Origin of the sequence: Paracoccus sp. (in: a-proteobacteria) (assembly GCF_046462195.1) — a bacterium.
Taxonomy (GTDB): Bacteria; Pseudomonadota; Alphaproteobacteria; order Rhodobacterales; family Rhodobacteraceae; genus Paracoccus.
This window is the reverse complement of sequence record NZ_JBKGUN010000076.1, coordinates 1-23,895: the sequence shown is the minus strand read 5'-3', so window position 1 is coordinate 23,895 and position 23,895 is coordinate 1. Positions and strand designations below refer to the sequence as shown.

The 23,895-nt window shown below is 65.7% G+C and carries 27 protein-coding genes; 17 read left to right on the top strand and 10 right to left on the bottom strand.

What is annotated here, in order from left to right:
- Both ACLHHB_RS04980 and ACLHHB_RS04975 read left to right on the top strand, forming a co-directional pair.
- The coding region (locus tag ACLHHB_RS04980) for an Asd/ArgC dimerization domain-containing protein (RefSeq protein WP_410217180.1) at positions 1 to 390 on the top strand (390 nt) is incomplete at its 5' end.
- A gap of 5 nt (positions 391 to 395) precedes the next feature.
- The gene (locus tag ACLHHB_RS04975) at positions 396 to 995 is read left to right on the top strand and encodes a DedA family protein (protein ID WP_410217179.1); all 600 of its coding nucleotides are present in this window, start codon (positions 396 to 398) and stop codon (positions 993 to 995) included.
- 4 nt (positions 996 to 999) lie between these two features.
- Here ACLHHB_RS04975 and ACLHHB_RS04970 read toward each other — a convergent pair whose 3' ends face one another.
- Entirely contained in the window at positions 1,000 to 1,647 is a 648-nt protein-coding gene (locus ACLHHB_RS04970; protein WP_410217178.1) for a carbonic anhydrase, read from the bottom strand.
- Between the two features lie 140 nt (positions 1,648 to 1,787).
- On the opposite strand from ACLHHB_RS04970, the gene ACLHHB_RS04965 reads away from it, so the two are divergent.
- From ACLHHB_RS04965 to ACLHHB_RS04955, 3 genes are all read left to right on the top strand, one after another.
- Positions 1,788 to 2,165 (top strand): hypothetical protein, encoded by a 378-nt coding sequence (locus ACLHHB_RS04965; RefSeq protein WP_410217177.1) that lies wholly within the window; start codon positions 1,788 to 1,790, stop codon positions 2,163 to 2,165.
- Positions 2,166 to 2,234: 69 nt separating this feature from the next.
- Positions 2,235 to 3,602, top strand: coding sequence for a leucyl aminopeptidase family protein (locus tag ACLHHB_RS04960; RefSeq protein WP_410217176.1), 1,368 nt, complete (start codon positions 2,235 to 2,237; stop codon positions 3,600 to 3,602).
- A gap of 2 nt (positions 3,603 to 3,604) precedes the next feature.
- The gene (locus tag ACLHHB_RS04955) at positions 3,605 to 4,420 is read left to right on the top strand and encodes a C40 family peptidase (RefSeq protein ID WP_410217175.1); all 816 of its coding nucleotides are present in this window, start codon (positions 3,605 to 3,607) and stop codon (positions 4,418 to 4,420) included.
- Between the two features lie 8 nt (positions 4,421 to 4,428).
- Here the strand turns inward: ACLHHB_RS04955 and truB are convergent, their stop codons facing one another.
- The 3 genes from truB to rbfA form a co-directional block, all read right to left on the bottom strand.
- Complete coding sequence (truB, locus tag ACLHHB_RS04950; protein ID WP_410217174.1) at positions 4,429 to 5,322, bottom strand: tRNA pseudouridine(55) synthase TruB; 894 nt, start codon at positions 5,320 to 5,322, stop codon at positions 4,429 to 4,431.
- A 63-nt stretch (positions 5,323 to 5,385) separates the two neighbouring features.
- Positions 5,386 to 6,144: a phosphodiester glycosidase family protein gene (locus ACLHHB_RS04945; RefSeq protein ID WP_410217173.1), complete on the bottom strand. Its 759-nt coding sequence runs from the start codon at positions 6,142 to 6,144 to the stop codon at positions 5,386 to 5,388.
- Positions 6,134 to 6,562 carry a 30S ribosome-binding factor RbfA gene (gene rbfA, locus ACLHHB_RS04940; RefSeq protein ID WP_410217172.1) on the bottom strand — a complete coding sequence of 143 codons (429 nt, stop codon included), beginning with the start codon at positions 6,560 to 6,562 and terminating at the stop codon, positions 6,134 to 6,136. Before rbfA ends, ACLHHB_RS04945 begins: the two co-directional genes overlap by 11 nt.
- Positions 6,563 to 6,635: 73 nt before the next feature.
- Here rbfA and dapB point away from each other — a divergent pair, with 73 nt between their 5' ends.
- A complete protein-coding gene (dapB, locus tag ACLHHB_RS04935) occupies positions 6,636 to 7,469 on the top strand; it encodes a 4-hydroxy-tetrahydrodipicolinate reductase (RefSeq protein ID WP_410217171.1) in 834 nt (277 codons plus the stop codon).
- A gap of 4 nt (positions 7,470 to 7,473) precedes the next feature.
- Here dapB and ACLHHB_RS04930 read toward each other — a convergent pair whose 3' ends face one another.
- Complete coding sequence (locus ACLHHB_RS04930) at positions 7,474 to 8,073, bottom strand: COG3650 family protein (protein ID WP_410217170.1); 600 nt, start codon at positions 8,071 to 8,073, stop codon at positions 7,474 to 7,476.
- 108 nt (positions 8,074 to 8,181) lie between these two features.
- On the opposite strand from ACLHHB_RS04930, the gene tsaE reads away from it, so the two are divergent.
- From tsaE to trxA, 5 genes are read left to right on the top strand one after another with little or no spacing between them, the layout of a single operon-like run.
- Positions 8,182 to 9,579 (top strand): tRNA (adenosine(37)-N6)-threonylcarbamoyltransferase complex ATPase subunit type 1 TsaE, encoded by a 1,398-nt coding sequence (gene tsaE / locus ACLHHB_RS04925; protein WP_410217169.1) that lies wholly within the window; start codon positions 8,182 to 8,184, stop codon positions 9,577 to 9,579.
- The gene (locus ACLHHB_RS04920; RefSeq protein ID WP_410217168.1) at positions 9,564 to 10,238 is read left to right on the top strand and encodes a nucleotidyltransferase family protein; all 675 of its coding nucleotides are present in this window, start codon (positions 9,564 to 9,566) and stop codon (positions 10,236 to 10,238) included. Before tsaE ends, ACLHHB_RS04920 begins: the two co-directional genes overlap by 16 nt.
- Entirely contained in the window at positions 10,231 to 13,176 is a 2,946-nt protein-coding gene (gene addB / locus ACLHHB_RS04915) for a double-strand break repair protein AddB (RefSeq protein WP_410217167.1), read from the top strand. The genes ACLHHB_RS04920 and addB overlap by 8 nt, the downstream gene beginning before the upstream one ends.
- Positions 13,169 to 16,528 carry a double-strand break repair helicase AddA gene (gene addA, locus ACLHHB_RS04910; RefSeq protein WP_410217166.1) on the top strand — a complete coding sequence of 1,120 codons (3,360 nt, stop codon included), beginning with the start codon at positions 13,169 to 13,171 and terminating at the stop codon, positions 16,526 to 16,528. Before addB ends, addA begins: the two co-directional genes overlap by 8 nt.
- A gap of 39 nt (positions 16,529 to 16,567) precedes the next feature.
- Complete coding sequence (gene trxA, locus ACLHHB_RS04905; RefSeq protein ID WP_410217183.1) at positions 16,568 to 16,930, top strand: thioredoxin; 363 nt, start codon at positions 16,568 to 16,570, stop codon at positions 16,928 to 16,930.
- Between the two features lie 32 nt (positions 16,931 to 16,962).
- On the opposite strand, the gene ACLHHB_RS04900 is transcribed toward trxA, so the two are convergent.
- The gene (locus ACLHHB_RS04900; protein WP_410217165.1) at positions 16,963 to 17,865 is read right to left on the bottom strand and encodes a hypothetical protein; all 903 of its coding nucleotides are present in this window, start codon (positions 17,863 to 17,865) and stop codon (positions 16,963 to 16,965) included.
- Between the two features lie 102 nt (positions 17,866 to 17,967).
- Between ACLHHB_RS04900 and hslV the strand changes: the two genes are divergently transcribed.
- From hslV to ACLHHB_RS04885, 3 genes are all read left to right on the top strand, one after another.
- Complete coding sequence (gene hslV / locus ACLHHB_RS04895) at positions 17,968 to 18,522, top strand: ATP-dependent protease subunit HslV (protein ID WP_410217164.1); 555 nt, start codon at positions 17,968 to 17,970, stop codon at positions 18,520 to 18,522.
- A gap of 98 nt (positions 18,523 to 18,620) precedes the next feature.
- The gene (gene hslU, locus ACLHHB_RS04890) at positions 18,621 to 19,928 is read left to right on the top strand and encodes an ATP-dependent protease ATPase subunit HslU (protein ID WP_410217163.1); all 1,308 of its coding nucleotides are present in this window, start codon (positions 18,621 to 18,623) and stop codon (positions 19,926 to 19,928) included.
- A gap of 58 nt (positions 19,929 to 19,986) precedes the next feature.
- Positions 19,987 to 20,166 (top strand): PLDc N-terminal domain-containing protein, encoded by a 180-nt coding sequence (locus ACLHHB_RS04885; protein WP_410217162.1) that lies wholly within the window; start codon positions 19,987 to 19,989, stop codon positions 20,164 to 20,166.
- Positions 20,167 to 20,209: 43 nt separating this feature from the next.
- Here ACLHHB_RS04885 and ACLHHB_RS04880 read toward each other — a convergent pair whose 3' ends face one another.
- A complete protein-coding gene (locus ACLHHB_RS04880; RefSeq protein ID WP_410217161.1) occupies positions 20,210 to 20,812 on the bottom strand; it encodes a Smr/MutS family protein in 603 nt (200 codons plus the stop codon).
- Positions 20,812 to 21,468, bottom strand: a complete 657-nt coding sequence (locus ACLHHB_RS04875; protein WP_410217160.1) for a Tim44/TimA family putative adaptor protein — start codon at positions 21,466 to 21,468, stop codon at positions 20,812 to 20,814. Before ACLHHB_RS04875 ends, ACLHHB_RS04880 begins: the two co-directional genes overlap by 1 nt.
- A gap of 110 nt (positions 21,469 to 21,578) precedes the next feature.
- On the opposite strand from ACLHHB_RS04875, the gene ACLHHB_RS04870 reads away from it, so the two are divergent.
- From ACLHHB_RS04870 to ACLHHB_RS04860, 3 genes are read left to right on the top strand one after another with little or no spacing between them, the layout of a single operon-like run.
- Positions 21,579 to 22,121, top strand: coding sequence for an FxsA family protein (locus ACLHHB_RS04870; protein WP_410217159.1), 543 nt, complete (start codon positions 21,579 to 21,581; stop codon positions 22,119 to 22,121).
- 57 nt (positions 22,122 to 22,178) lie between these two features.
- On the top strand, positions 22,179 to 22,709 hold the full coding sequence (gene secB / locus ACLHHB_RS04865; protein ID WP_410217158.1) for a protein-export chaperone SecB: 531 nt from the start codon (positions 22,179 to 22,181) through the stop codon (positions 22,707 to 22,709).
- A gap of 42 nt (positions 22,710 to 22,751) precedes the next feature.
- Positions 22,752 to 23,327, top strand: coding sequence for an HD domain-containing protein (locus tag ACLHHB_RS04860; RefSeq protein WP_410217182.1), 576 nt, complete (start codon positions 22,752 to 22,754; stop codon positions 23,325 to 23,327).
- Positions 23,328 to 23,379: 52 nt separating this feature from the next.
- On the opposite strand, the gene ACLHHB_RS04855 is transcribed toward ACLHHB_RS04860, so the two are convergent.
- Both ACLHHB_RS04855 and ACLHHB_RS04850 read right to left on the bottom strand, forming a co-directional pair.
- A complete protein-coding gene (locus ACLHHB_RS04855; RefSeq protein WP_410217157.1) occupies positions 23,380 to 23,691 on the bottom strand; it encodes an H-NS family nucleoid-associated regulatory protein in 312 nt (103 codons plus the stop codon).
- A gap of 67 nt (positions 23,692 to 23,758) precedes the next feature.
- On the bottom strand, positions 23,759 to 23,895 hold a 137-nt coding region (locus ACLHHB_RS04850; RefSeq protein WP_410217181.1), incomplete at its 5' end, for a helix-turn-helix domain-containing protein.

Genomic DNA, 23,895 nt, shown 5'->3' with positions numbered 1-23,895 from the left:
GAAGAATGGAAGATGGTGGTCGAAACCAAGAAGATCATCGACCCGTCGATCAAGGTCACCGCGACCTGCGTGCGTGTCCCGGTCTTTGTCGGCCATTCGGAATCGATCAACATCGAGTTCGAGGATTTCCTGGACGAGGACGAGGCCCGCGACATCCTGCGCGAAGCCCCCGGTATCCTGGTCGTCGACAAGCGCGAGCCTGGGGGCTATACCACGCCCGTCGAATGCGTCGGTGATTTCGCCACCTTCATCAGCCGCATCCGCCAGGACGGCACGGTGGAGAACGGCTTGAACCTGTGGTGCGTCAGCGACAACCTGCGCAAGGGTGCGGCGCTGAATGCAGTGCAGATCGCGGAACTGCTGGGCAACCGCGTCCTGAAAAAAGGCTGACAGGATTGTTCAGCTGGATCACCAGTCTTCTGGAGGGCGGCGGGGCTTGGGCCATCGCCGCCCTGATGCTGCTTGAAAACGTCTTTCCGCCCATCCCGTCCGAACTGATCATGCCGCTGGCGGGGTTCAATGCCGCCCAAGGGGGAACGCCCCTTTGGCTGGCCATTCTGGCCGGGGGTATCGGCTCGACGCTGGGTGCATGGTTCTGGTACGCGCTTGGCCGTGCCTATGGCCCCGAACGCCTTCACACGCTGGTCGCACGCCACGGCCGCTGGCTGACGCTGACCCCTTCCGAACTGACGCGGGCCCAAGGCTGGTTCGAGCGCCATGGCGCCGCGGCGGTCTTCTTCGGCCGCTTCCTGCCCACGATCCGGACCCTGATCTCGGTCCCGGCGGGTTTGGCACGCATGTCCACCGGGCTGTTCCTGCTCTTCACGGCCATCGGCAGCCTCATCTGGTCAGGCGCTCTGGCTCTGGCGGGTTACCTGCTTCAGGGTGGTTATCACGCCGTGGCCGACTGGCTGGACCCGGTTTCGACCGCCATCGTGGTGGCGATCGTGGGCTTCTACCTGTGGCGCGTCATTCGCTGGCGCGCGGACGCCTGAGGCGTCAGACCGACACCCATTGCCGGCCACCATCCTCGGCCTGCAGCAGCGTTCCTTCGCTGATGTCATGCAGCAGCCCGTGCAATGACAGCTCGCCCGCCTCGACGGCGGCGCGCACGAAAGGAAAGGTCAGCAGGTTCTCGACAGAAACAAGCACCGCCTCGCGCTCCAGCGCATCGACCTGATCCTCGGCCGGCAGATCCTTCACGCGATCATATCCCGGGCGCAGGATGTCCATCCAGCGTCCCACGAAACTGGTCTTTTCCTCCAGTTCGGGGGCGGCACCCGAACACATCGCGTGGCATCCCGCGACACCTCCACAGCGGGTATGACCCACCACGATCAGATGCGTGACCTTCAGCGCCGTCACCGCATATTCGACGGCAGCCGAGGTGCCGTGCTGCAACCCGTCGGGGGCATAGGCCGGCACAAGATTGGCGATGTTGCGATGAATGAAGAATTCGCCCGAATCGGCGCCAAAGATGCTGGTCACGTGAACCCGGCTGTCGCAACACGAGATGACCATGGCACGGGGCCGTTGCCCTTCTGTGGCCAGCCTGCGGAACCATGCACGGTTCTCGTTATAGGCGGTCGCCTTCCAGCCGTGAAAGCGCTTGATCAGGTATTGCGGCAACGGAGACAGGTCATGCATCTGGAACCTCGTTTTCATTCCGGGTTGATAAGCCGGGTTTGAAACAAATTCGAGAGGTTTCTGCGCGCCGGATCAAGGCTTTCTTCACCGCTTGCGGCGATGGTCTGCCCATGCGGGGACAGCACCCTTCGGAGATGCGCATGGCACAGATTTCGGCTTTGGCCTTTTCGGAGGCGGTACGCGTCGACAGCCGACGCGTGGCGGAGATCGTCGGCGAACTCGGTGAAACCGCAGCTCAGCACGTCATCGGCCTTGCCCTCGAACAACTGGCTTCGACCCTGACGCAGATCGAGGCAGCGCTGGAGGGCGGCAACCATGCCAGTGCGGTTGCACAGGCCGAGCGTTTGTCACAGCTGGCTTGGCAGATCGGCCTGCTGTCCCTCGCAGGGGTGGCGATGGACCTGGGCAGCATCATTGAACGCGGCGATCATGCAGCACTGGCGGCCATCCGGTCGCGCCTTTCCCGGGTCGGCAACCTGTCATTGACCGCGATCTGGGATCGCACCGCCTTGGCGTAAGGGACCTGCCGGGCTTGCAGGTGCGGCCGCAGCCTGTAGGCTGAACCCCGATCTGCCAAGGAAGACCCCATGACGCCCGAATTCGCTCCTGCTTCTGACACTGCCCTGCCGCTGTGGCTCGTGTGGTCCGGCGAGGATCTGCCGCCCCAAGCCGGCACTTGGCCGGAAGCGACCGGCTTTTCGGGAAAACTCGGCCAGATCTGCCTGCTGCCTGACGGATCAGGCGCCCTCCAAGGCGCGATCATGGGCCTTGGCGAAAGACATCAGATGGCACGGGAACGCTTTTCCCTGGCCAGAGCCCATGCGCTGCCGAAAGGCGATTGGCGACTGGCGACGCTGCCGGAGGGGCTTGATCCCGAACAACTGGCTTTGGGCTGGCTGTTGGGCCAATACCGCTTCACCCGCTACAAGGGCGGGCCCACTCAGGGGCCGCGCCTCGTCTGCCCTGAGGGTGTCGATGCCGGCCAACTGCTGGCCGTCGCGGGCGGAGAATTCCTGACCCGCGACCTGATCAATACGCCAGCCAGCGACATGGGCCCCGACAAGCTGGAGGCCGCCGCCCGGGCCTTGGCCGATGACATCAGGGCCCGGGTCGAAGTGATCGTTGGCGACGAACTGTTGAAGCGGAACTTTCCCCTGATCCATGCCGTGGGCCGTGCCGCCGCGGCCGATCCGCGCCTGATCGACATCCGTCTTGGCACCCAGGGGCCCCTGCTGACGCTGGTCGGCAAGGGCGTTTGCTTTGACACGGGCGGGCTGAACCTCAAGCCCGGCGCGTCGATGGGATTGATGAAAAAGGACATGGGCGGTGCAGCCACCGTTCTTGGCCTTCTGAAGATGCTGGCAGCGACCGGGGTCGCCGGACGGATGCGCCTGCGCGTGCTGATCCCGGCGGTGGAAAACAGCGTGGCGGGCAATGCCTTTCGCCCGGGCGACGTGCTGTGCAGCCGCAAGGGTCCGACGGTCGAGGTGAACAACACCGATGCCGAGGGACGTCTGGTTCTGGCCGATGCGATGGCCTATGCAGCCGAGGAAGCCCCCGACCTGATGATTTCCCTGGCGACGTTGACTGGCGCGGCGCGGGTGGCGCTGGGGCCGGATCTGCCGCCGCTGTACTGCGATGATGACGCCACCGCGACCGCCTTGCAGCAGGCAGGGATGCAGGTGGGCGATCCGGTCTGGCGGATGCCGTTCTGGGATGCGTACGAGCCGATGATCGAGCCCTCCATTGCCGATCTGGACAACGCGCCCTCGGGCGGGATGGCCGGATCGATCACTGCCGCACTATTCCTGCGCCGCTTTGCCGAAGGGGCGGGCCGTTACGCGCATCTGGACATCTATGGCTGGCAGCCGAGCACGGCGCCGGGACGTCCCAAGGGCGGCGTGGGTCAGGGCGCGCGTGCCATCCTGGCGGCGCTGCCGCAGATCCTGGCGTGATCATGGACCGCCGCCTCACCCCCGCCACCGATCGCGTGGCCTTGGAAACCCTGCGCGGCAAGCTGGAACGGCCCTCCTGGACAAAGGGCCGACCTGCCCGCCTTGTTGTTCCTCTGGCCGATCTGCTGGCGGCACCCGCTGGCCGCCGCGACCGACAGGTCAATTTCGGAGCCGATCTCACGGTTGTCGAAGAACGGGACGGGATGGCCTTCGTGCAGGCTGCACTGGACGGTTACTGCGGCTGGCTTTCTGCGGCCGCGCTGACATTCGATCTGCCGGCACTGACCCATCGCGTCACGGCACCGGCGACCCATGTCTATCCTGCACCCGACTTCAAGCAGATCGAGGTGATGGCGCTGTCACTCGGCGCGCACCTGTCGGTCGATGAAGTGGAGCAGGGTTTTGCACGCCTCGTCACTGGGGGCTATGTGCCTTTGCAGCATATCGGGGGCAGCCCTGCCAAGGATCCCGTCGTGGTGGCCGAAAGCCTGCTGGGCACCCCCTATCTGTGGGGCGGGAACAGCCGGGCGGGCATTGACTGTTCAGGACTGGTCCAGGCGGCGCTGACAGCCTGCGGGATCTCCTGCCCCGGCGACAGCGACCTGCAGAAAGACCGTTTTCCAGTAACGGACGCGATCCGGCGCGGAGACCTGCTGTTCTGGCCGGGTCATGTCGCCATGGCCGTTTCCGAGGATCGGATGATCCATGCCACAGCGTGGACCATGACGGTCATTCATGAGCCGATCCGCGATGCCATGTCCCGGATCGACGCAGCCGGCCAAGGGCCGTTCCATGGCGCCCGCCGTCCCCGCACCTGATTGGCACCCTACAGGTTGAAGACCCGCTCGGGCTGAACCATGCCGCCTTGGTAGCGGCCGATGCAGACCGGCCCCTGCATGTCCGAGACCCAGACCAATTCGCCCCATTCCGCGCCACTGGTCACCTCTCCGGGATTGCCATTGCGGATGCGGGTCGCCCCTTCGGGCGTCGCACGCAGCATCGGCAGGTCGGTCAGCCCGGTTTCCAGCGGCAGGATCTGGCTGTCCAGCCAGTCCTGCGCCTCGCGGTCGATGCGTTCGAAAGCAACCCCATCCTCGACATCGAAGGGTCCCGACCAGGTGCGGCGCAGATGGGCGACATGGCCCAAACAGTTCAGGGCGCGGCCCAGATCGCGGGCGATGGAGCGCACATACCCGCCCTTGCCGCAAACCATTTCCAGCCGTGCGTGATCGGCACCGGCTTCCAGCAGCTTCAGGCTCTCGACCCATAACGGGCGAGCGGCCAGCTCCATCTCGACCCCTTCACGAGCTAGGTCATAAGCGCGCTCACCCTCGACCTTTACGGCCGAAAAGGCTGGCGGAACCTGCATGATCTCGCCTCGAAAGGCGGACAGCGCCGCCTCGATATCCGCCTCGGCCGGTCGGGCCTCGGCCTGCCGCACCACCTCTCCCGAGGCATCGTCGGTCGTGGTTTCGGCACCCCAGTTGACGGTGAAGTCATAGCATTTCAGCGCATCGGTCACGATGGGAACGGTCTTTGTCGCCTCGCCCAGCGCCACCGCCAGCACGCCCGTGGCGTCCGGGTCCAGCGTTCCCGCATGGCCGGCCTTCTTGGCGTCCAGCGCCCATCGCACCTTGGCCACGACCGCGGTCGAGTTGACCCCTGCGGGCTTGTCCACGATCAGCCAGCCGCTGATGTCCCGGCCTTTCTTGCGCGCCATGCGTGCCTCCTGAAACTCAAGAAACGGGGCATAGTCCCGCGCCTGCAAAGGGTCAACCGCGCCTTATTCGGCCGTGCCCACCAATCCGATGATCGGCCCCATGCTGCGTCCGAAATCGGCGCGGTTCACCTGAGGTGCATAAAGCCGCGAGATTGACCCGTCGAAATACAGCGCCTCGCGAACCCCCAGCGCGTCCCGGAAGAAGCGGCCGAATTCGTAAAAGGTCACCGGGCGGTTCGAAATGGCAAACCACGCTGTCTGCCCGTCCGGGGAAACGCCCACGCCGTTGCGGATATAGCGGCTGGTCGAATCCATCAGAAAGCGCGGATGCAGTTCCCCGTCGATGACCAGCATCGGCCCCGACTGGGTCGCCAGACGGCAATCGGGCCGATTCGCGGCAAAGTTGCGGCTTTCGATCACCTGAAAGGGCTGATCCCCGCCTGTGCAGAAGACGCCGTTGGGCAGCATGCCAAAATTGTCCTGGCTGCCACCTGTCACGATGGGCGACATTTCGACCCCGTCCACCACCAGCAGGCCCACGGCGCGATAATCGGAATGGAACATGCCCGCGTTCATGGCAAAGGCCAACGCCTCGCCCGGCTCCAGCGTTCGTCTCACGTTGTTGAAGTTGCGCAACGGGGTGCCGTCCGGCCCGTCCTGCCACAACCGTAACGCGGGTTCCTGTGCCGCAGAAACCTCGCACAGGACATAGCCCTGCCCGTCATGGTCCACACGCGCGCAGGTGGCCGCGCCCGAGGGAAGCGCCAGCGCGACCAACATCCCGAACGCCACCGCCAGGCGGCGCGGCAGGTCAGCGGTCATCGTCGGTCTCGTCCCCGTCGTCGGCAGCCTCGACATCGCGGCGGACGCGCTCGTCCGCGAACAGGCGGCGCGTGTCGTCCATCATGTCAAAGGTTTCATCCAGCTGGAACTTCAGCTGGGGCGCGTATTTAAGCGTCAGCCCCTTGGAGATCAGGTGCCGCAATTCGGGCGCGTTGCGGCGCAGGGCAGCCAGCGCCTCGTCGGCCTCCCGCCCGCCCAGCGGCAGCACAAAGGCTGTTGCCACCTTCAGGTCGTTCGAGGTGCGGACCTCGCCCACCGTGATGGAATGCCGGTTCAGGTCTGGGTCATGCACGTCTCCGCGCGCAAGCACGTCAGAGAGGGTGCGGCGGATCAGTTCGCCCACCCGCAGCTGTCGCTGCGACGGGCCTCTGCCTTGGGTGAAACGGTTCTGTGCCATGGTGCCCGATGTAGGGGGTCGCGGGGCCCGCCGCAACGGGATATGACAAGGCGGCAGCCAACAGGGGTGGAAGATGAGCGATTTGCAGAACACCGATCAGCCGCAATGTCCGGGAATCGTGGTGACCGGCGCTTCGGGGCGCATGGGGCAGATGCTGATCCGCCTGATCCTTGACCATCCCCAGGTGCGGCTGGTGGGCGCGCTGGAACGGTCCGGCCATGATTGGCTCGGCCGCGACGTGGGCACCGCCATGGGCGGCGCACCGGCCGGCGTGACGGTCACCGATGACGCGGTCACGGCCATTGCGCAGGCCCAAGCGGTGATCGACTTTACCACCCCCGCCGCCACCGTCGTCTTTGCCGAACTGACGGCTCAGGCGCGCGCGGTCCATGTCATCGGCACCACCGGTCTCGAGCCTGCGCATCTAGACGCGTTGAAGGCCGCTGCCCGCCATGCACCCATCATCCGGGCGGGCAACATGTCCTTGGGCGTGAACCTGCTGGTCGGCCTGACCCGCAAGGTCGCCGCCGCCCTTGGCACCGATTGGGACATCGAGGTGGTCGAGGCCCATCACCGCCACAAGGTCGATGCCCCTTCGGGCACCGCGCTGATGCTGGGCGAGGCTGCAGCCCAAGGGCGGGGCGCATCGCTTGAGGACCTGCGCGTGCCGGCGCGCGAGGGGATCACCGGCGCCCGGACTCCCGGCAGCATCGGCTTTGCCGCGATCCGTGGCGGCGATGTGGTGGGCGAACATGACGTGATCTTTGCCGCCGAGGGCGAGCGGATTGTCCTGCGTCATATGGCCACGGACCGTGCCATCTTTGCACGAGGGGCGATCCGGGCCGCCATCTGGGGTCAGGACAAGGGGCCCGGCCAATACGACATGCACGACGTTCTGGGTCTCTGACGCTTCAGGGCCGGATGGAACAGCACCCGGACAGCATCCGGGGCGTCTGGCCCTGCAGCACCAGATGCGCCCGCAGCCCGAACAGCCGGTCGGACATGCCATCCGAACAGATCTGGGGGACGGCGGTCAGGGTGGCTTCCCGGGCAACGACAGCGCGGGTCGGATCGCGGAATATGCCGGTGCCCAACACCGCCTGAACCGGGCGGGCATCCTTGGGCCGGTCCGGCTCACTCAACATCAGGTTGCCGTCCCTTGCAACTGCGGACCAGAAGGGCTCGGTCCCGAAGCAATGAAAGCCGGCGGGCAGTGCCCCTTCCTCCCAAACATCGACCCGATAATCGAGGTAACGCCCCGACACCCAGCCCGACTGGCCCTCCGTGTTGACCCGCGCCCAGCCCCGCCGCTCTTCAACCACCTCGATCCGGCGGGCGTCGGGAGCAAGGGTGCCGATGATCGGCGCAGCCGCATCGGGCTCGGCGCGGATGTTCAGCACGTCATCGGGGGCCACCCGGACCACGTCGAACAACGTGGGCAGGATGTATTCCTGCGTGGCGGCGGCCGGTCCGGCCAAGGCAAGGGTCAGGGCGAAGGCGGTGCGCAGCATGGTTCCTCCGGATGGTCGTCCATCAGACTTAGCGCAGGCCGCAACGTCCTGCATCACACGCTTTCGCAACCGGTTCCCCCCGCCTCGCGAAGCCGCTAGAACAGCGTCATGAGCACGCGCCTGATCGCCGACGAGACCCTGACCGCTGCCTTGGCCCGGATGCTGGCCGCTGATCTGCGGCCCGGCCGCACTGTGCTGCTGGAAGGGCCGGTGGGCGCGGGAAAGACGCATTTTGCCCGCGCCTTCATCCGCGCCAGACAGGGTGATGCGGCCGAGGACGTGCCCAGCCCGACCTTTACCCTCGTCCAGACCTATGACGATCCCATGGGAACCGAGATTTGGCATGCGGACCTTTACCGCCTTACCGATTCGTCCGAATTGCATGAACTGGGGCTGGAGGAGGCGATGACCGATGCCATCTGCCTGATCGAATGGCCAGACCGGCTGGAGGCCCAGCCCGAAGGCGCGCTGGTCGTCACCCTGACCCCTTGCCCGGACCCGGAGTTGCGCCAGATCGTGCTGGGTTTTCCCGGCGCGGATCGAGTGGCAGCGCGCGCGGCCTTTGTTGCGCAGGCCGGCTGGGGGGATGTGCGGGTCCTGCCCTTGGCGGGGGACGCCTCGGCCCGACGCTATTTCCGGCTGAAAGGGCCGCAGGGCCATGCGGTCCTGATGGACGATCCCGGCGGCAGCATGGGGGCCTTTCTCGCGATGACGCGATGGCTGGGAGACCGGGGCTTTGGTGCGCCCGCGCTGCTGGCGCAGGACGAGGCACAGGGGCTGGCGCTGGTGGAGGATCTGGGCGACGATCTGCTGGCCCGCGTGCTGGAAGACGACCCGACCATGGCCCCCGTGGCCTATGACCGCATCGTCGACTTGCTGGCCGATCTGCACCGTCACCCAATTCCGGATTTCGTGCCGGCGCTGGACGGGGCGGCGCTGGCCGATCAGGTCGGGTTGTTCGCCCTTTATCCGCAGGCGCTGGGGCAGGACGCGCCGGACATTGGCCCGCTCATCGCGGCTCTGCACCGCGAATGGGCTAAGGATACGCCGCTTGTCACCGCCTTGCGCGACTTCCATGCCGAGAACCTGATCTGGCGCGGCGCGGCCCCCTTGGGTCTTGTCGATTATCAGGATGCGGTGACCGCACATCCGGCCTATGACCTGGTTTCGGCGCTGCAGGACGCCCGCCGGGACGTGGACCCCGCGCTGGAAGAGGCCGCGATCCACCGTTATCTGACGGTAACAGGGCTGGATGCAGGGCGTTACAGGGCCGCCTATGCCCTGTTGGGGGCACAACGGAACCTGCGGATCATGGGCATCTTCACCCGCTTGTGCATCCGTGATGGCAAGCCGCGCTATCTGGACTTCATGCCGCGCGTTTGGGGTCATTTGCAGCGCGACCTTGCCCATCCGGCATTGGCCCCACTGGCGCAGGTTCTATTGGATATTTCTTCCCCTGAGGCCGACACGCTTGAAAGGATCCGCTCCCGATGCGCCCGCCCCTGATGATCTTTGCCGCGGGCCTGGGCACCCGGATGCGGCCCCTGACCGACCAGCGCCCCAAGCCCCTGATCGAGGTTGCGGGCCGCACCCTGCTGGACCGCGCGCTGGATCTGGGGCGTCAGGCACAGGCCGGCCCAATCGTCGTCAACACGCATTATCTGGGCACCCAGATCGAGCGTCATCTGGATCGACAGGACGTTGCGATCAGCCGCGAAGCCGGGCAGATCCTCGACACCGGGGGCGGATTGCGGCAGGCGCTGCCCTTGCTGGGGAACAGCCCGGTGATGACGCTGAACCCTGACGTGGTCTGGAGCGGGCCGAACGTGCTAGGCGCTCTGCAGGCGGCTTGGGACGGCAGGCGCATGGACGCGCTGCTGGCGCTTGTGCCGCTGGACCGGGCGACGGCGCGTCAAGGTGCCGGGGATTTCCATCTGGATGGAGACGGATTGCTGACCCGGCAGGGCGATTTCGTTTATGCCGGGGCGCAGATCATCCGCACGGACCGTTTGGCCGACATTCCCGACCGGGTGTTTTCCCTCAATCGCCTGTGGGATCTGCTGATCGCAGATGGCCGCGCCTTTGGCATGGTCCATTCCGGCGGCTGGTGCGATGTCGGCTATCCGGCTGCCATTCCGTTGGCCGAGGCGATGCTGGATGCCTGAGATGCATGGCCTTTACGCCCTGCCCCCCGGGGTCGATTTTGCCGATGCCTTCGTGCAGGGCCTGCTGGCCCGCATGGCCGATCGCCCGCCTGAGGCCTTGGCCCGCGTGACCGTGCTGACCAATGCCGCCACCACGATGACCGCCCTGCGCACCGCCTTTGATCAGGCAGGACCCTTGCTGCTGCCGCGCCTGGGCTCGATCACGGCCATCGATCCGGGGCCTCTCCTCATGCCCGATCCGCCGGTGGCACCCTTGGCCCGGGAACTGCAGCTGGGTCGCCTGATCGCGCGGTTGCTGCGGCTGCGCCCCGAACTGGGGGGCGGACATTCGACCCCGGCCTTGGCGCGGTCGCTGTCTCAGCTGATGGCCGAGATGCAGACCGAAGGCCGCGATCTGGCCGCGCTCGAGGGCATCGACACCGGCGACCATGCCCGGCACTGGCAGAATGCGCTGGCCTTTCTGCGCATCGCTGCCGATTTCCATCTGTCGGATGCGACCCAGGACCGCCCTGCCCGCCAGCGCGCCGCCGCCGAGGCAGCGATCGCCGACTGGGCGCAGGGCCTGAACCTGCCCTCCGATCCGATCATTGTCGTGGGTTCGACCGGTTCGCATGGCGCGACGCGGCTTTACATGGAGGCAGTGGCCGCACTGCCCAATGGCGCGGTCGTTCTGCCCGGCTTTGACTTCGATCAGCCGGACACGGTCTGGGACAGTCTTGGCGACACGGCCGACGATCATCCGCAATCGCGCTTTGCCCCGCTGATCCGGGCTGCAGGTTATCCCCGGCGCTGGTCCGACGCCCGCTCCCCGTCCGAGGCGCGCAACCGCCTGATATCGCTGGCGCTGCGCCCAGCACCAGTCACGGACCAGTGGATCGCCGAAGGTCCATCATTGCCCGATCTGGTGCCCGCCACCGAGGGACTGACCCTGATAGAGGCCGACCAGCCGGGGGCCGAGGCCGAGGCCATTGCCATGGTCATGCGCGACGCCGCCGAACGGCAAGATTCGATCACGCTGATCGCCGCCGACAGCGGATTGATCCGGCGCGTCACGGCGGCGCTGGACCGCTGGCACATTCGCCCCGACGACAGTGCCGGCCGACCCCTGCCGCTGACCGCCCCGGGCCTGTTCCTGCGTCAGGTCGGCGCACTGTTCGGCCAGGCACTGACCATCGACCGGCTGATGATCCTGCTGAAACATCCGCTGACGGCCACAGGGTCGGAACGGGTGGGTCGCAACGACATCCTGCGCCAGACCCGCGACCTGGAGCTGCGGCTGCGCAGGCATGGCCCGGCCTTTCCTGATGCCGCGACGCTGGCCGACTGGGCAACCAAGGGCGATGAAACCCGCAAGATCTGGGCGGAATGGCTGTCGGGCATGCTGGCGCGCATCACGCCCCTGGCTCAGGATCGGGCGCCCCGGCCCCTGCCGGACCGGCTGGCCGATCTGGTCGCACTGGCCGAGGCCTTGGCCGCAGGACCCGGAGGGGACCCTGAAAGATCGGAATTGTGGCAGGACAAGGCCGGGCAGATGGCGCGGGCAGTGCTGGACCATCTGGCCGAACACGCCCATCACGGACCCGACATCGGTCCAGCCGACCTGTGTTCGCTGCTGATCGGCGAATTGCAGCAAAAGGCCGTGCGCGAGGATGTCGCCAGCTATCACAGCCTGCGGATTCGCGGCCCGCGGGAAGCCCGCCTTTATGGGCATGGGACCCTGATCCTGTCGGGCCTCAACGAAGGCGGCTGGCCCCAGCCGCTGACCCCCGATCCCTGGCTGTCGCGGCAGATGCGGATGGCCGCCGGCCTGCCGCTGCCGGAACGGCAGATCGGACTGGCCGCCCATGACTTTCAGCAGGGAGTAGCGGCCGACCGGGTCATCCTGACACGCGCCCGCCGCGATGCCGAGGCCGAGACGATCCCGTCGCGCTGGCTGAACCGCCTGATGAACCTGATGAGCGGCCTGCCCGACCGGAACGGCCCGCAGGCGCTGGCCGAGGTGCGCGCACGCGGCGCCCACTGGCTGGCCTTGGCCGAAGCCGTTGCGCGTCCACCGGCGCCCGTCGCGCCCGCACGTCGTCCTTCGCCCGTTCCGCCCGGGCCGCCCTTTGCCGAACTGCCGGTCACGGATGTGTCGCTGCTGATCCGCGACCCTTATGCGGTTTATGCCAAGCGGGTGCTGGGCCTGCGCCCGCTGCCTTCGCTGCGGCCACAGCCGGATGCGACCCTGCGCGGGCAGACGCTGCATGCCATTGTCGAGGCCCTGGTCAGATCCCGCCCGGCACCCGACACGCCGCCCGAGGTGCTGCGTGCCACATTCCTGTCGCTAACGGCGCAGGTTCTGGCCCGCGAGGTTCCCTGGCCCACCGCCCGCGCCTTCTGGGCCGCACGCATCGAGGCGATTGCCGATCGGATCGTCGCGGACGAACTGGCCCGTCTGGCCGAGGGTGCGCCCATGGTCATCGAGAACCGCGGCCGCGTGTCCCTGCCCGGCATGGACTTCACTCTGACAGCCAAGCCCGACCGAATCGATCTTTTGCAGGACGGGCGCGTGACGGTTTACGACTACAAGTCCGGCACGCCCCCCACGGATGCCCAGATCCGTCATTTCGACAAGCAGCTGATGCTGGAGGCCGCAATGGCCCGGCGGGGCGGTTTCGATGCGTTGGGGCCGGTGGACGTTGCCGCGATCCGCTATATCCAGCTGGGTGGCGAAGGGCGGACCGTGGACCGCGAGCATGACGACATGATCGAGGGGCAGACTTGGGACGGCTTTGTCCAGCTGGTCGCGGCCTATCTGAGAGGCGGCACGGGCTTTACCTCGATGCGCGCGCCGGAACGCACGTCCTATGCGGGCGATTATGACCATCTGGCACGCTATGGGGAATGGGCGCTGACCGATCGGGCCGCCCCGGACAAGGTGGGCGATCATGGATGAAGCCACGCTGAACCAGATCGCCGCAGCCGATCCCGCGCGATCGACATGGCTGACGGCCAACGCGGGTTCGGGCAAGACGCGCGTGCTGACCGACCGCGTGGCGCGACTGCTGCTGGCGGGCACCCCGCCCGAGCGTATCCTGTGCCTGACCTATACCAAGGCCGCCGCGACCGAGATGCAGAACCGCTTGCTGCAACGGCTGGGGCAATGGGCCATGCTGCCCGAGGATCCGCTGCGCGCGGAACTGGCGCAACTGGGCGAAGTGGGCCAGCCCGATCTGGCCAATGCCCGCCGCCTGTTTGCCCGGGCGATCGAAACGCCGGGCGGGCTGAAGGTTCAGACCATCCACAGCTTCTGCGCAGCCCTGTTGCGGCGCTTTCCACTGGAAGCGGGTGTGCCCATGGGCTTTGCGGAACTGGATGACCGCAGCGCCCAGGCCCTGCGTGCGGATATTCTGGAAGACATGGCCGAAGCGGGCGATCCGGTCATCCGCGACCTGACGCGCCTGCATTCGGGTGACAATCTGGACAGCTTCCTGGCCAGCCTGTCCGAGGCCGATTTCGCAACGCCGCCCGACCCGTCCGTTATCTGGACGGCGCTGGACCTGCCCGCAGGCCTTCACACGGAAACCCTGCTGGCGCAGGTCTTCATGGGAACCGAGGGTGATCTGTGCGATGCGCTGATCCCGCTTTTGCGCGCGGGCAAGGCCACGGACGCCAAGCTGGCCGAGGTGCTGGCGCAGGGCCGCTGGAGGGCGCCTGCCATGGCGGATCTGTGGCGCCTGTGCGGCTGCCTGCTTTACGGCGCCACGGCCAAGACGCCCTTCGGGGCCAAGCTGGGCAAGATCCCGACCAAGGATCTGGCCACGGGCCCTTGCGCGTCCTTCATGGCCGAGCTGGAGGCCTTGATGGAGCGGGTCGAACTGGCCCGTCCGCAGGCTTTGGCACTGGCGGCTGCGGAACGGACGCTGGCATTGCATCGCTTTGGCCATGCCTTCACGCAGCGGATGGCGCAGGCCAAGGCGCTCCACGGCTGGCTGGATTTCGACGACCTGATCCGACGCACTGCCCGGTTGCTCGAAGAATCCAGCATGGCGCAATGGGTGCTATGGCGGCTGGACGGCGGGATCGACCACATTCTGGTGGACGAGGCGCAGGACACGAGCCCGGAGCAATGGCGCGTGATCCGCCGCCTGACGGATGAATTCACCAGTGGTGCGGGTTCGCATGACCGGTCACGCACCTTGTTCGTGGTCGGTGATCCGAAACAGTCGATCTATTCCTTTCAGGGCGCCGACATTGCCGTCTTCGAAGAAATGCGCGACCGTTTCGACCAGGATTTTCAGGCGGTGCAGCAACCGATGCAGCGGCGCGGGCTGGCGCACAGCTTCCGGTCCTCGCCCGCGATCCTGCGAATGGTGGATGCGGTCTTTCAGGATCGCGCGGCCGAAGGCTTGGGCGATCCTCCGCGCCATGTCGCCTTCCGGGGCGCCCTGCCCGGGCGCGTGGACATCTGGCCGCCCCTGCCCAAGCCCGAGGCTCCCGAACGTCCGGACTGGACGCAGCCCGTCGATGCGCCCGCCGAGAATGATGCCGATACCGTGCTGTCCCGTGCCATCGCGCACCAGATCCGCGCCATGCTGGGCAACCCTATCCGGGACGCCAAGTCCGGCCAGACGCGCCCCATCGGGGCAGGCGACATCCAGATCCTGGTGCAACGCCGCAGCGACCTGTTCCAAACCCTGATCGCCGAGCTGAAATCCGCGGGCCTTCCCGTCGCGGGCGCCGATCGCCTGAAGCTGGCGGCCGAACTGGCCGTGCGCGACATCACGGCGACTCTCTCGGTGCTGGCCACGCCCGAGGACGACCTTTGTCTGGCCGCCGCTCTGCGTTCGCCCTTGTTCAGTCTGTCCGAGGACGATCTTTATCGTCTGGCTGCCGCCCGCGAGGGCGAATTCCTGTGGTCAAGGCTGCGCCATTCGCATCACCGCGCAGTGTGGGACATCTTTTACGATCTTGCGCAGCATGCCGATTTTCTGCGGCCGCACGACCTGATCGCGCGCCTGCTGACCCGTCACGGCGGGCGTGCCGCCCTGCTGGCCCGCCTTGGGCCCGAGGCCGAGGACGGGATTGACGAACTGCTGTCGCAATCCCTGGCCTATGAACAGGTCGAGACGCCGTCGCTGACAGGGTTCCTGGTCTGGTTGCAAGGGGATGAGGTTCAGGTCAAGCGCCAGCTGCCAAGCGGTTCCGGAGGGCTGATCCGGGTGATGACGGTGCATGGCTCCAAGGGGCTGGAAAGCCCGGTGGTGATCCTGCCTGAAACACAGAAGCGGCGTCCTTCGAACGGGCAACGCGTGGTAAGGGTCGAGGGAATGCCCGTCTGGAAGGGCGCCAGCGCCGATCGCTGCGATGCGGTGGCACTGGCCCATGGCGAATGGGAGCGGCGCCAGGACGAGGAGCGGCGGCGCCTGCTGTACGTCGCGATGACGCGGGCTGAAAGCTGGCTGATCGTGGCGGCTGCAGGCGATACGGGCGACACGCTGGACAGCTGGCACTCGATGATCGCAGATGGGGCCGGGCGCAGCGGCCTGAACCAGAGCACGCTGGATGTACCGGATATAGGCCAAGGCTTGCGGCTTTTTTTCGGGGAATGGCCCGCGCAGGCCGTGACACCTGACGCTCCTGCACCGGACCTGATCACGCCGCCCGACTGGGCATTGCGTCCGGCACCGCCTGCGCCCGATTTTGCCGTTCCCCTGACCGCCAGCGGCCTGGGCGGGACCAAGGTCGTCGGCTCTCCGTCCGAGGGCGACAGGGAGGCCGCGATGCTGCGCGGCACGCGCCTGCATCTGCTGCTGGAACATCTGCCCGCCCATGCACCCGACGACTGGCCGCGCATCGCCCGCGCCCTGCTGGCCGGGGCCGAGGGCGGCCTGCCCGATGCGGCCGAGTTGGCGGACCTGCTGTCGGAAACAACCGCCGTCCTGACCGCGCCCGCCCTGTCCGAGGTGATGCAGCCCGATCCGGAGGCGCAGATCCTGTCCGAGGTGGCGTTGACGGCGCCCCTGCCGCCCTTGGGCGTGCTGAACGGAATCATCGACCGGCTGATCGTGACGGCTGATGAAGTCATGGCCGTGGACTACAAGACCAACGCGGACGTTCCCGCAGCGCCCGAGGAGGTTCCCTTGGGCATTTTGCGCCAGATGGCAGCCTATCGCACGGCCCTGCGCGGGATCTGGCCCGATCGGGCGGTGCGGACGGCGGTCCTGTGGACGGCGTCGCGCAGCCTCATGGCCTTGCCCGATTCCCTGCTGGACCGCGTCATGGACGAGCTTCTTCCACCCTCTTGACCCGAGGGCCCCTCGCCCATAGCTGTTCAATGAACCCCGATTGCCGGTCCGCCGGCCCCCGCGACAAGAAGGAGCCCATCCATGGCAACCGTGCATGTGAATGACGCCGAATTCGACGCCCAGGTGCGTCAGGCCGACACCCCCGTGATCGTCGATTTCTGGGCCGAATGGTGCGGCCCCTGCAAGCAGATCGGCCCCGCGCTCGAAGAGCTGTCTGACGAATATGCCGGCAAGATCAAGATCGTGAAGGTCAACGTGGACGAGAACCCCGAACAGGCGGCTGCCTTGGGCGTGCGCGGCATCCCTGCGCTGTTCATGTTCAAGGGTGGCGAAGTCATCTCGAACCGCATGGGTGCGGCTCCCAAGGCGGCGTTGAAAAGCTGGATCGACGAATCCGTCTGATCCCCGGCAATTGACGAAAAGGCGGTGGTCCTTCAGACGGGCCAGCCGCCTTTTTTCATGGCGGCCAGCAGGCGCTGGTCGGCATCGGGGGCCATCATGTCCAGGCTGGTGCGGCGCAGGAACCAGTCGAGGAAACGATCGCCCGGAGGCGCATGAACAGCCGCCCCCTCCAGCGCCACCCTTGCCCCGACCTGCGCGACATTCAACGTCACATGATGAAAGTCGCTTTGTGCGAACAGCACGACCGGCTTGCCCAGGATCAGCGCATCAAAGCCGACCGCGCTGTTTTGCGTGACCACAAAGGCGCAGTCTCGCAGACGTGCCATCGTGTCGCCCCCAATAGTCAGGTTCGAAAAGCGGTCCGACAGGCGCATCAGCGCAGCCCGGTCCTTGTCGTCATAGCTTTCCTTGGGGTGCAGCGTCGCGATGCAGGGTCGCCCGGTTTCCGCAACCTGGCGGATCATCTGGACAGGGCTGGCGGCCTGAAAGCTGCGCCGCTTGCGCAGATGCCCTTGCAACGGGATCAGCACGTGATCGCCCCGGACGGGCGGGGGGCCCGGCAGGACACGGTCGCGCAGGCGTTGGGCAAATTTTCGCGCCGCATCAGCCTCGATGCGATCCGGGTCAAAGGATGCGCGGGCGATGGGCCAACGCCAGCGTTCAGCCACCTGTTCAAGCCGCCAATAGGGATAATGATAAGCGCGGCGGAAGGTCAGCGCGCGATCATGGGTTGGACGCTCCATGTGGAAAAGCGCATGGCCCGGCCGATCCGGCGCCAAGGCCCGCGCCTCCTCCCCCGAGGGCTGGATCCGGATCCGCCACCCGCGAGGCTCCAGCACGGCGCAAACGCGGTTCACAAAGCCGGACTTGCCCGCCAGTGCCGTCTGCAGGATCGGAGGGTGCAGATAGACGTTCAGCAGCAGATCATCGCTCATCTCTGGCACGCTAGGGCGGGTGGGGCGGCTTTTCAACGGGTTGCAAGGCGGGCAAGGCGCCCATATCTGCTGGCGCAACACACAAGGAACGGAGCGCCCCCGATGGCAGAGGACAAATTTCCCGGCTGGCATGGCACCACGATCATGGCCGTGCGTCGTGGCGGCAAGGTGGTCGTGGCCGGCGATGGCCAGGTCAGCGTCGGCCAGACGGTGATGAAGGGCACGGCGCGCAAGGTGCGGCGCCTGACGCCCGGCGGACGCGATGTGGTCGTGGGTTTTGCCGGATCGACCGCCGACGCCTTCACCCTGCTGGAACGGCTGGAAAAGAAGCTCGAGGCCGCCCCCGGGCAGTTGCAGCGTGCCTGCGTCGAACTGGCCAAGGATTGGCGCATGGACAAGTACCTGCGCAACCTGGAAGCCATGCTGATCGTGACCGACGGAACCGACCTGCTGATCGTGACCGGAGCAGGCGACGTGCTGGAGCCCGAGCATGACGTCGCGGCCATCGGCTCGGGCGGAAATTTCGCGCTGGCGGCAGCACGGGGCCTGTTGGAAACCGATCTGGATGCCGAACAGATCGCGCGCAAGGCGATGGCGATCGCCGCAGACATCTGCGTTTACACCAACGGCCGTCTGACGGTCGAAACATTGGGCTGAGCGGCAGGGCCGGGGTCCCATCCCCGGCCCCTCGGGATATTTCACACAAAAGACGGGCGAGCGGTGCAATGCGCCGGGCCCAAGACTGGAGAGATCTGATGACCGACCTCACACCCCGCGAAATCGTGTCCGAACTGGACCGGTTCATCATCGGGCAGAACGATGCCAAGCGTGCCGTTGCCGTGGCCTTGCGCAACCGCTGGCGCCGCAAGCAGCTGGGCGACGACCTGCGCGACGAGGTTTATCCCAAGAACATCCTGATGATTGGGCCGACGGGTGTCGGCAAGACCGAGATTAGCCGCCGGTTGGCCAAGCTGGCGCATGCGCCCTTTATCAAGGTCGAGGCCACGAAGTTCACCGAGGTCGGCTATGTCGGCCGGGATGTTGAACAGATCATCCGTGATCTGACCGACGCCGCCATGACGGACACTCGCGAACGCATGCGCGAGGACGTCAAGGCCCGCGCCCACAAGGCCGCCGAAGAGCGCGTGATCGAAGCCCTTGCCGGTGAAAACGCACGGGAGGGCACCCGACAGATGTTTCGCGACAAGCTGAAGCGCGGCGAACTGGACGATACTGTGATCGAGCTGGAGGTGCAGGACAACTCGAACCCCTTGGGCGGGATGGAGATGCCTGGCCAGCCGGGGCAGCCCTTGGGCGGAATGATGGACCTGTCCGGGCTGATGAAGGCCTTTGGCGGGCGCCGGGTGCGACGTAAGGTCACCGTCTCCGAAAGCTATGAACTGCTGATCGCGGAAGAGGCAGACAAGCTGCTGGATGATGACGCCGTCAAGGCGGCGGCGCTGGAGGCGGTTCAGGAGAATGGCATCGTCTTCATCGACGAGATCGACAAGGTCTGCGCCCGGACGGAAGCGCGTGGTGCCGATGTCAGCCGTGAAGGCGTGCAGCGCGACCTGTTGCCGCTGATCGAGGGAACGACCGTCAGCACCAAGTACGGCGCGGTCAGGACCGATCACATCCTGTTCATCGCCTCCGGGGCGTTTCATGTGGCTAAGCCCAGCGACCTGTTGCCCGAACTTCAGGGCCGCCTGCCCATCCGGGTCGAATTGCGCGCCCTGACCGAGAACGACTTTGTCCGCATCCTGACGGAAACCGACAATGCGTTGACGCGGCAATATTCGGCGCTGATGGCCACGGAAGGGGTGACGGTGTCCTTTGCCCAGGACGGGATCGCGGCACTGGCGCGCATTGCCGCCGAGGTGAATGGGGCAGTCGAGAACATCGGCGCGCGGCGGCTTTATACCGTGATCGAGCGCGTTTTCGAGGATCTGTCCTTTAACGCGCCCGACCAGAACGGCCAGAACGTCACCGTCGATGCCGCCTTTGTCGAGCAACATCTGGGTGACCTGTCACGCTCGACCGACCTGTCGCGCTATGTCCTGTAAGGGAACCGCGGGCTGGCAGCGGGTGTTGCCTGCCTGAACCTGCAAAAGGACGGATCACATGGGTTGGCTATTCAGCATCATCATCTTTGTACTGGATGTGTGGGCAATCGCCTCGATCATCAATACGAACGCGACCAACAAGACCAAGATCCTGTGGATCCTGCTGATCATCATCCTGCCGCTGCTGGGCCTGATCATCTGGTATTTCGCAGGACCGAAAGCCAACTACCGGCGCTGAGACGCTACAGTTCAAAGAACGCGTGTCCCCGGGGCGCGCGTTTTCATTTGAAGCGCCGCAGATAGACGTAATAGGCCCCCTCGCCCCCGTGCCGGTAATGGGCGGCGGTGACCTGCTGCACGACTGCCGACAGGGGCGGGCTGTGCAGCCAGTGCGGGACTTGGTGGCGCAGCGCGCCGGGGCGCGTGGGCAGCGGGCCGTGGTCCCCCCGCCCCTTGCCGGTGATGACCAGCACCAGCCGCAATCCCGCCGCATGACAAGACAGGATAAAATGCCAAAGCTCGGGCTGGGCGGCGGTCAGCGTCATGCCGTGCAGGTCCAGCCGCGCCTCGGGACGTAGCTTCCCTTGGTTCATCTTGCGATGGGTCTTGGCATCCATGCGAAGGTCCGCGCTTGCCAGACGTTCGGCCGGGCTGGACGGGCGAGCCAAGACAGGAGGCACGGCACCTGCCGCCTGACCCACGCGAAATTGTGGCAGGGGGACGGGCGCCGCAGACAAAGGCGCCGCCTTTGGGGGCGGCGTCTTGGTGGAATGTGTCGCTTCGGTTGTCAGCGTCTTCTGCGACGGGTGCAGAGGAGAGGCTGTGCGGGCAACGCGTGACCACAGATCGCGGTCTTCTGGCGTCAGGCCCTTTCGACGGCGCATCAGCCCGTCGCGACGAGCTGCCAGTTCGGATCGTCCTGGCCCATCTGGCGGGCAAAGGTCCAGACATCCTTCTGCTTGCGAGAGGCCTTCGGATCCCCTTCCACGACGTTGCCTGCGGCATCGCGGGTCACGGCGATCAGTTCCCCGACAAAGCGGACGGAGATTTCCGCCGTGCCGGTCACCGGATCGCACTCCGCACCTGCCAGGGCGGTGTCACGGGTTCCAAGGTATTGGGCGCTGACGGTATAGCCATTGGCCGTCCGCTGATCGATCACGGACTGGAAAGCCTCCGCCACAGGCTCGGACAGGAAGCTGCGCACTTCCGTCAGATCACCCTGTTCAAAGGCCATCAGGATCATCTCGTAGGCCTGACGTGACCCGCCCAGAAAATCGCGCACGCCAAAAGACGGCTCGGCCTGCTTCATGGCAGCCAAGGCAGCGGCAGTGGGCGATCCGGCTTCAGTATGGTCCGCGATGTCGTGATCGATTTCATCGGCCGTTCCTTCGATGACCTCAAAGCGGGCGGAGGGACGGGCCGGCTGATCGACCTGTGGCGGTTCGAAGCCATCGCGCGTTCCCAGCACGTTTCTCAGGCGCAGGATCAGGAAGATCGCAATCCCGGCAAGGACAAGCAACTGGAGAAGCGGGTTGGACATTCAGGCAACCTCTGGTCAAAATCGTGTCGTTGGTTTCAGGCTGTTCAGTCATTATGTAGGGACTGGCTTGGCGCAAGTCCAGTTTCGCACCAGCAGGAAGGGGAAAACACATGCGGCTGTTCTGGCTGTTCCTGATCGTTCCGATCATCGAGATCGCGCTGTTCATCCAGGTAGGGGGGCTGATCGGCCTGTGGCCCACGCTGGCCATCGTGGTGCTGACGGCCGTGGCGGGAACGGCACTGATGCGCAGCCAGGGGGCGCAGGCCTGGATTGCCGTACAGCGCAGCTTCAGAGAAATGCGTGATCCCACGCGGCCCCTGGCCCATGGCGCAATGATCCTGATGGCCGGGATGCTGCTGCTGACGCCGGGCTTCTTTACCGACGCGGCGGGGCTTCTGCTGCTGATTCCGAAGGTGCGTGACGCGGTGATGCGTCAGGTCGGCAAACGCATGACCGTGACGCATCTGGGCATGGGTGCTGCGACGATGCGCCGCGACCCGCACCGCCCCCCTTATGACGATGGCGTCATCGACGGCGACTTTGTCGTATCGGAGAACGAGGGACCCGGTCGACCCCCTGTCGATCTGCCGCCCGAACTGGATGAGCCCGCCCCGCCGCGGTCCGGCCGTGGATCCGGCTGGACGCGGCATTGAGGGCGGACGGACGGCCTGCTACAAGCGGCCCCAAGTCCGAACAGCAGAGGTAGGATCATGTCTGACGAGACCATCGCGAACGGCAACGGCGCCGCCCCGCAGACCCCGCAACCGCAGCTGCGCATGCAGATCCTGGCGCAGTTCATCCGCGACCTGTCATTCGAGAATGCCGTTGCCCAGAAAGGTGCCCCCACTGGCGAGGTTCAACCCGAGATCACCGTGCAGGTCAGCTTGGACGCCCGCAAGCGTGGCAGTGACAACCAGTACGAGGTGATCACCAAGTATCGTGTCACGTCGACCAACAAGGGCGATGGCAGCACGCTGTTTCTTGCCGAACTGGATTACGGTGGAGTTTTCCAGATCGACGGCGTGCCGCAGGACCAGCTGCACCCCTTCCTAATGATCGAATGCCCACGGATGCTGTTCCCCTTTGTGCGGCGCATCATTTCCGACATGACGCGCGATGGCGGCTTTCCCGCCTTCAATATGGATCCGGTCGACTTCGTGGCGTTGTACCGTCAGGAACTGGCGCGGCGTGCGCAGCAGGCTCCGGCCCAGCAGGCGCCCGCCGACCAGAAGCTGTCGTAAGGTCGCCTCGTGGCGTCCCCGCCGCCGCGTGCCTGGCAGCGGATGCTGTCGGGCCGCAGGCTGGACCTGCTGGACCCGACGCCCCTCGACATCGAGATCGGGGACATTGCCCATGGTCTGGCTTTCGTGGCGCGCTGGAACGGCCAGACCCAAGGGGATTGGCCCTATTCAGTCGCCGAACATTCGCTGTTGGTGGAGCAGATCCACGCGCGGCTGAACCCGGACACCGAGCCCCGGTGGCGGCTGGCGGCCTTGCTGCATGACGCGCCTGAATATGTGATCGGCGACATGATCTCGCCCGTCAAGGCAGCGCTTGGACCGGAATACAGGGCGATGGACGAGCGGCTGACCTCGGCCATTCATCTCCGCTTCGGCTTGCCGGCGGTGCTGCCACTTCCGGTCAAGCGCCGGATCAAGGCCGCCGACCGTATCTCGGCCCGGCTGGAGGCGACAACCATCGCGGGCTTCACGGAAACCGAGGCTAAACGGCTGTTCCCAATCCCTGCCGACCATCTGTTGCCTGACCTGTCAATTACCCTGCGCCCGCCTTCGGAAACCCGTCAGGCGTTTATTTACCAGTTCAAGGCGCTGATGGATATAATCGACGGAACAGTATAAAGACATGATAAAGGGGCCCTCAAGGCCCCCTTTATCATACTGGATAAACGCGTCAGATCGCCAAATCGTCCATCGACTTGCCTTGATCCAGTTGCTCCTGCACCCAACGGGGCTTGCGCCCCCGTCCGGTCCAAGTCTTGGATGGATCGTCCGGGTTCGCGAATTTCGCTGACACTGATCCGCCGCGACGGGTCTTGGCGCCGGTCAGTTCGGAGAGGTTGAATCCATGCTCGCGCGCGGCGCTTTCCAAGGCGGCCAGCGCCTCGCGGCGCTTGCGGTCCTCATAGGTATTGATGGCGCGATCCAGTTTGGTCCGCAGATCGCGCAGTTCCTTGAGAGACATAGTGTCGATATCGATGTTCATTATTCCGCTTTTCTTTCGAGAAAGATTATGGGCAGGTTATATCCCATTCCTGTTCAATCTCAATAGATCAACGGGGACCTCTTTTCGCAAGGATCCGCTGCAGCGTTCGACGATGCATATGCAAACGCCGCGCGGTTTCGCTGACATTTCGCTCGCATTGCTCATAAACACGCTGAATATGTTCCCATCTGACACGGTCGGCCG

Coding starts and splice junctions, on each gene's coding strand:
- ACLHHB_RS04900 (WP_410217165.1), bottom strand. CDS start 17,865: ATGAGCGATGATCTGCTGCTGAACGTCTATCTGCACCCTCCGATCCTG.
- addB (WP_410217167.1), top strand. CDS start 10,231: ATGCCTGAGATGCATGGCCTTTACGCCCTGCCCCCCGGGGTCGATTTT.
- ACLHHB_RS04875 (WP_410217160.1), bottom strand. CDS start 21,468: ATGTCCAACCCGCTTCTCCAGTTGCTTGTCCTTGCCGGGATTGCGATC.
- ACLHHB_RS04860 (WP_410217182.1), top strand. CDS start 22,752: ATGCTGTCGGGCCGCAGGCTGGACCTGCTGGACCCGACGCCCCTCGAC.
- secB (WP_410217158.1), top strand. CDS start 22,179: ATGTCTGACGAGACCATCGCGAACGGCAACGGCGCCGCCCCGCAGACC.
- addA (WP_410217166.1), top strand. CDS start 13,169: ATGGATGAAGCCACGCTGAACCAGATCGCCGCAGCCGATCCCGCGCGA.
- ACLHHB_RS04885 (WP_410217162.1), top strand. CDS start 19,987: ATGGGTTGGCTATTCAGCATCATCATCTTTGTACTGGATGTGTGGGCA.
- dapB (WP_410217171.1), top strand. CDS start 6,636: ATGAGCGATTTGCAGAACACCGATCAGCCGCAATGTCCGGGAATCGTG.
- hslV (WP_410217164.1), top strand. CDS start 17,968: ATGGCAGAGGACAAATTTCCCGGCTGGCATGGCACCACGATCATGGCC.
- ACLHHB_RS04880 (WP_410217161.1), bottom strand. CDS start 20,812: ATGCGCCGTCGAAAGGGCCTGACGCCAGAAGACCGCGATCTGTGGTCA.
- truB (WP_410217174.1), bottom strand. CDS start 5,322: ATGGCGCGCAAGAAAGGCCGGGACATCAGCGGCTGGCTGATCGTGGAC.
- ACLHHB_RS04870 (WP_410217159.1), top strand. CDS start 21,579: ATGCGGCTGTTCTGGCTGTTCCTGATCGTTCCGATCATCGAGATCGCG.
- ACLHHB_RS04955 (WP_410217175.1), top strand. CDS start 3,605: ATGGACCGCCGCCTCACCCCCGCCACCGATCGCGTGGCCTTGGAAACC.
- ACLHHB_RS04945 (WP_410217173.1), bottom strand. CDS start 6,144: ATGACCGCTGACCTGCCGCGCCGCCTGGCGGTGGCGTTCGGGATGTTG.
- ACLHHB_RS04965 (WP_410217177.1), top strand. CDS start 1,788: ATGGCACAGATTTCGGCTTTGGCCTTTTCGGAGGCGGTACGCGTCGAC.
- ACLHHB_RS04930 (WP_410217170.1), bottom strand. CDS start 8,073: ATGCTGCGCACCGCCTTCGCCCTGACCCTTGCCTTGGCCGGACCGGCC.
- rbfA (WP_410217172.1), bottom strand. CDS start 6,562: ATGGCACAGAACCGTTTCACCCAAGGCAGAGGCCCGTCGCAGCGACAG.
- tsaE (WP_410217169.1), top strand. CDS start 8,182: ATGAGCACGCGCCTGATCGCCGACGAGACCCTGACCGCTGCCTTGGCC.
- ACLHHB_RS04855 (WP_410217157.1), bottom strand. CDS start 23,691: ATGAACATCGATATCGACACTATGTCTCTCAAGGAACTGCGCGATCTG.
- ACLHHB_RS04960 (WP_410217176.1), top strand. CDS start 2,235: ATGACGCCCGAATTCGCTCCTGCTTCTGACACTGCCCTGCCGCTGTGG.
- ACLHHB_RS04920 (WP_410217168.1), top strand. CDS start 9,564: ATGCGCCCGCCCCTGATGATCTTTGCCGCGGGCCTGGGCACCCGGATG.
- ACLHHB_RS04970 (WP_410217178.1), bottom strand. CDS start 1,647: ATGCATGACCTGTCTCCGTTGCCGCAATACCTGATCAAGCGCTTTCAC.
- hslU (WP_410217163.1), top strand. CDS start 18,621: ATGACCGACCTCACACCCCGCGAAATCGTGTCCGAACTGGACCGGTTC.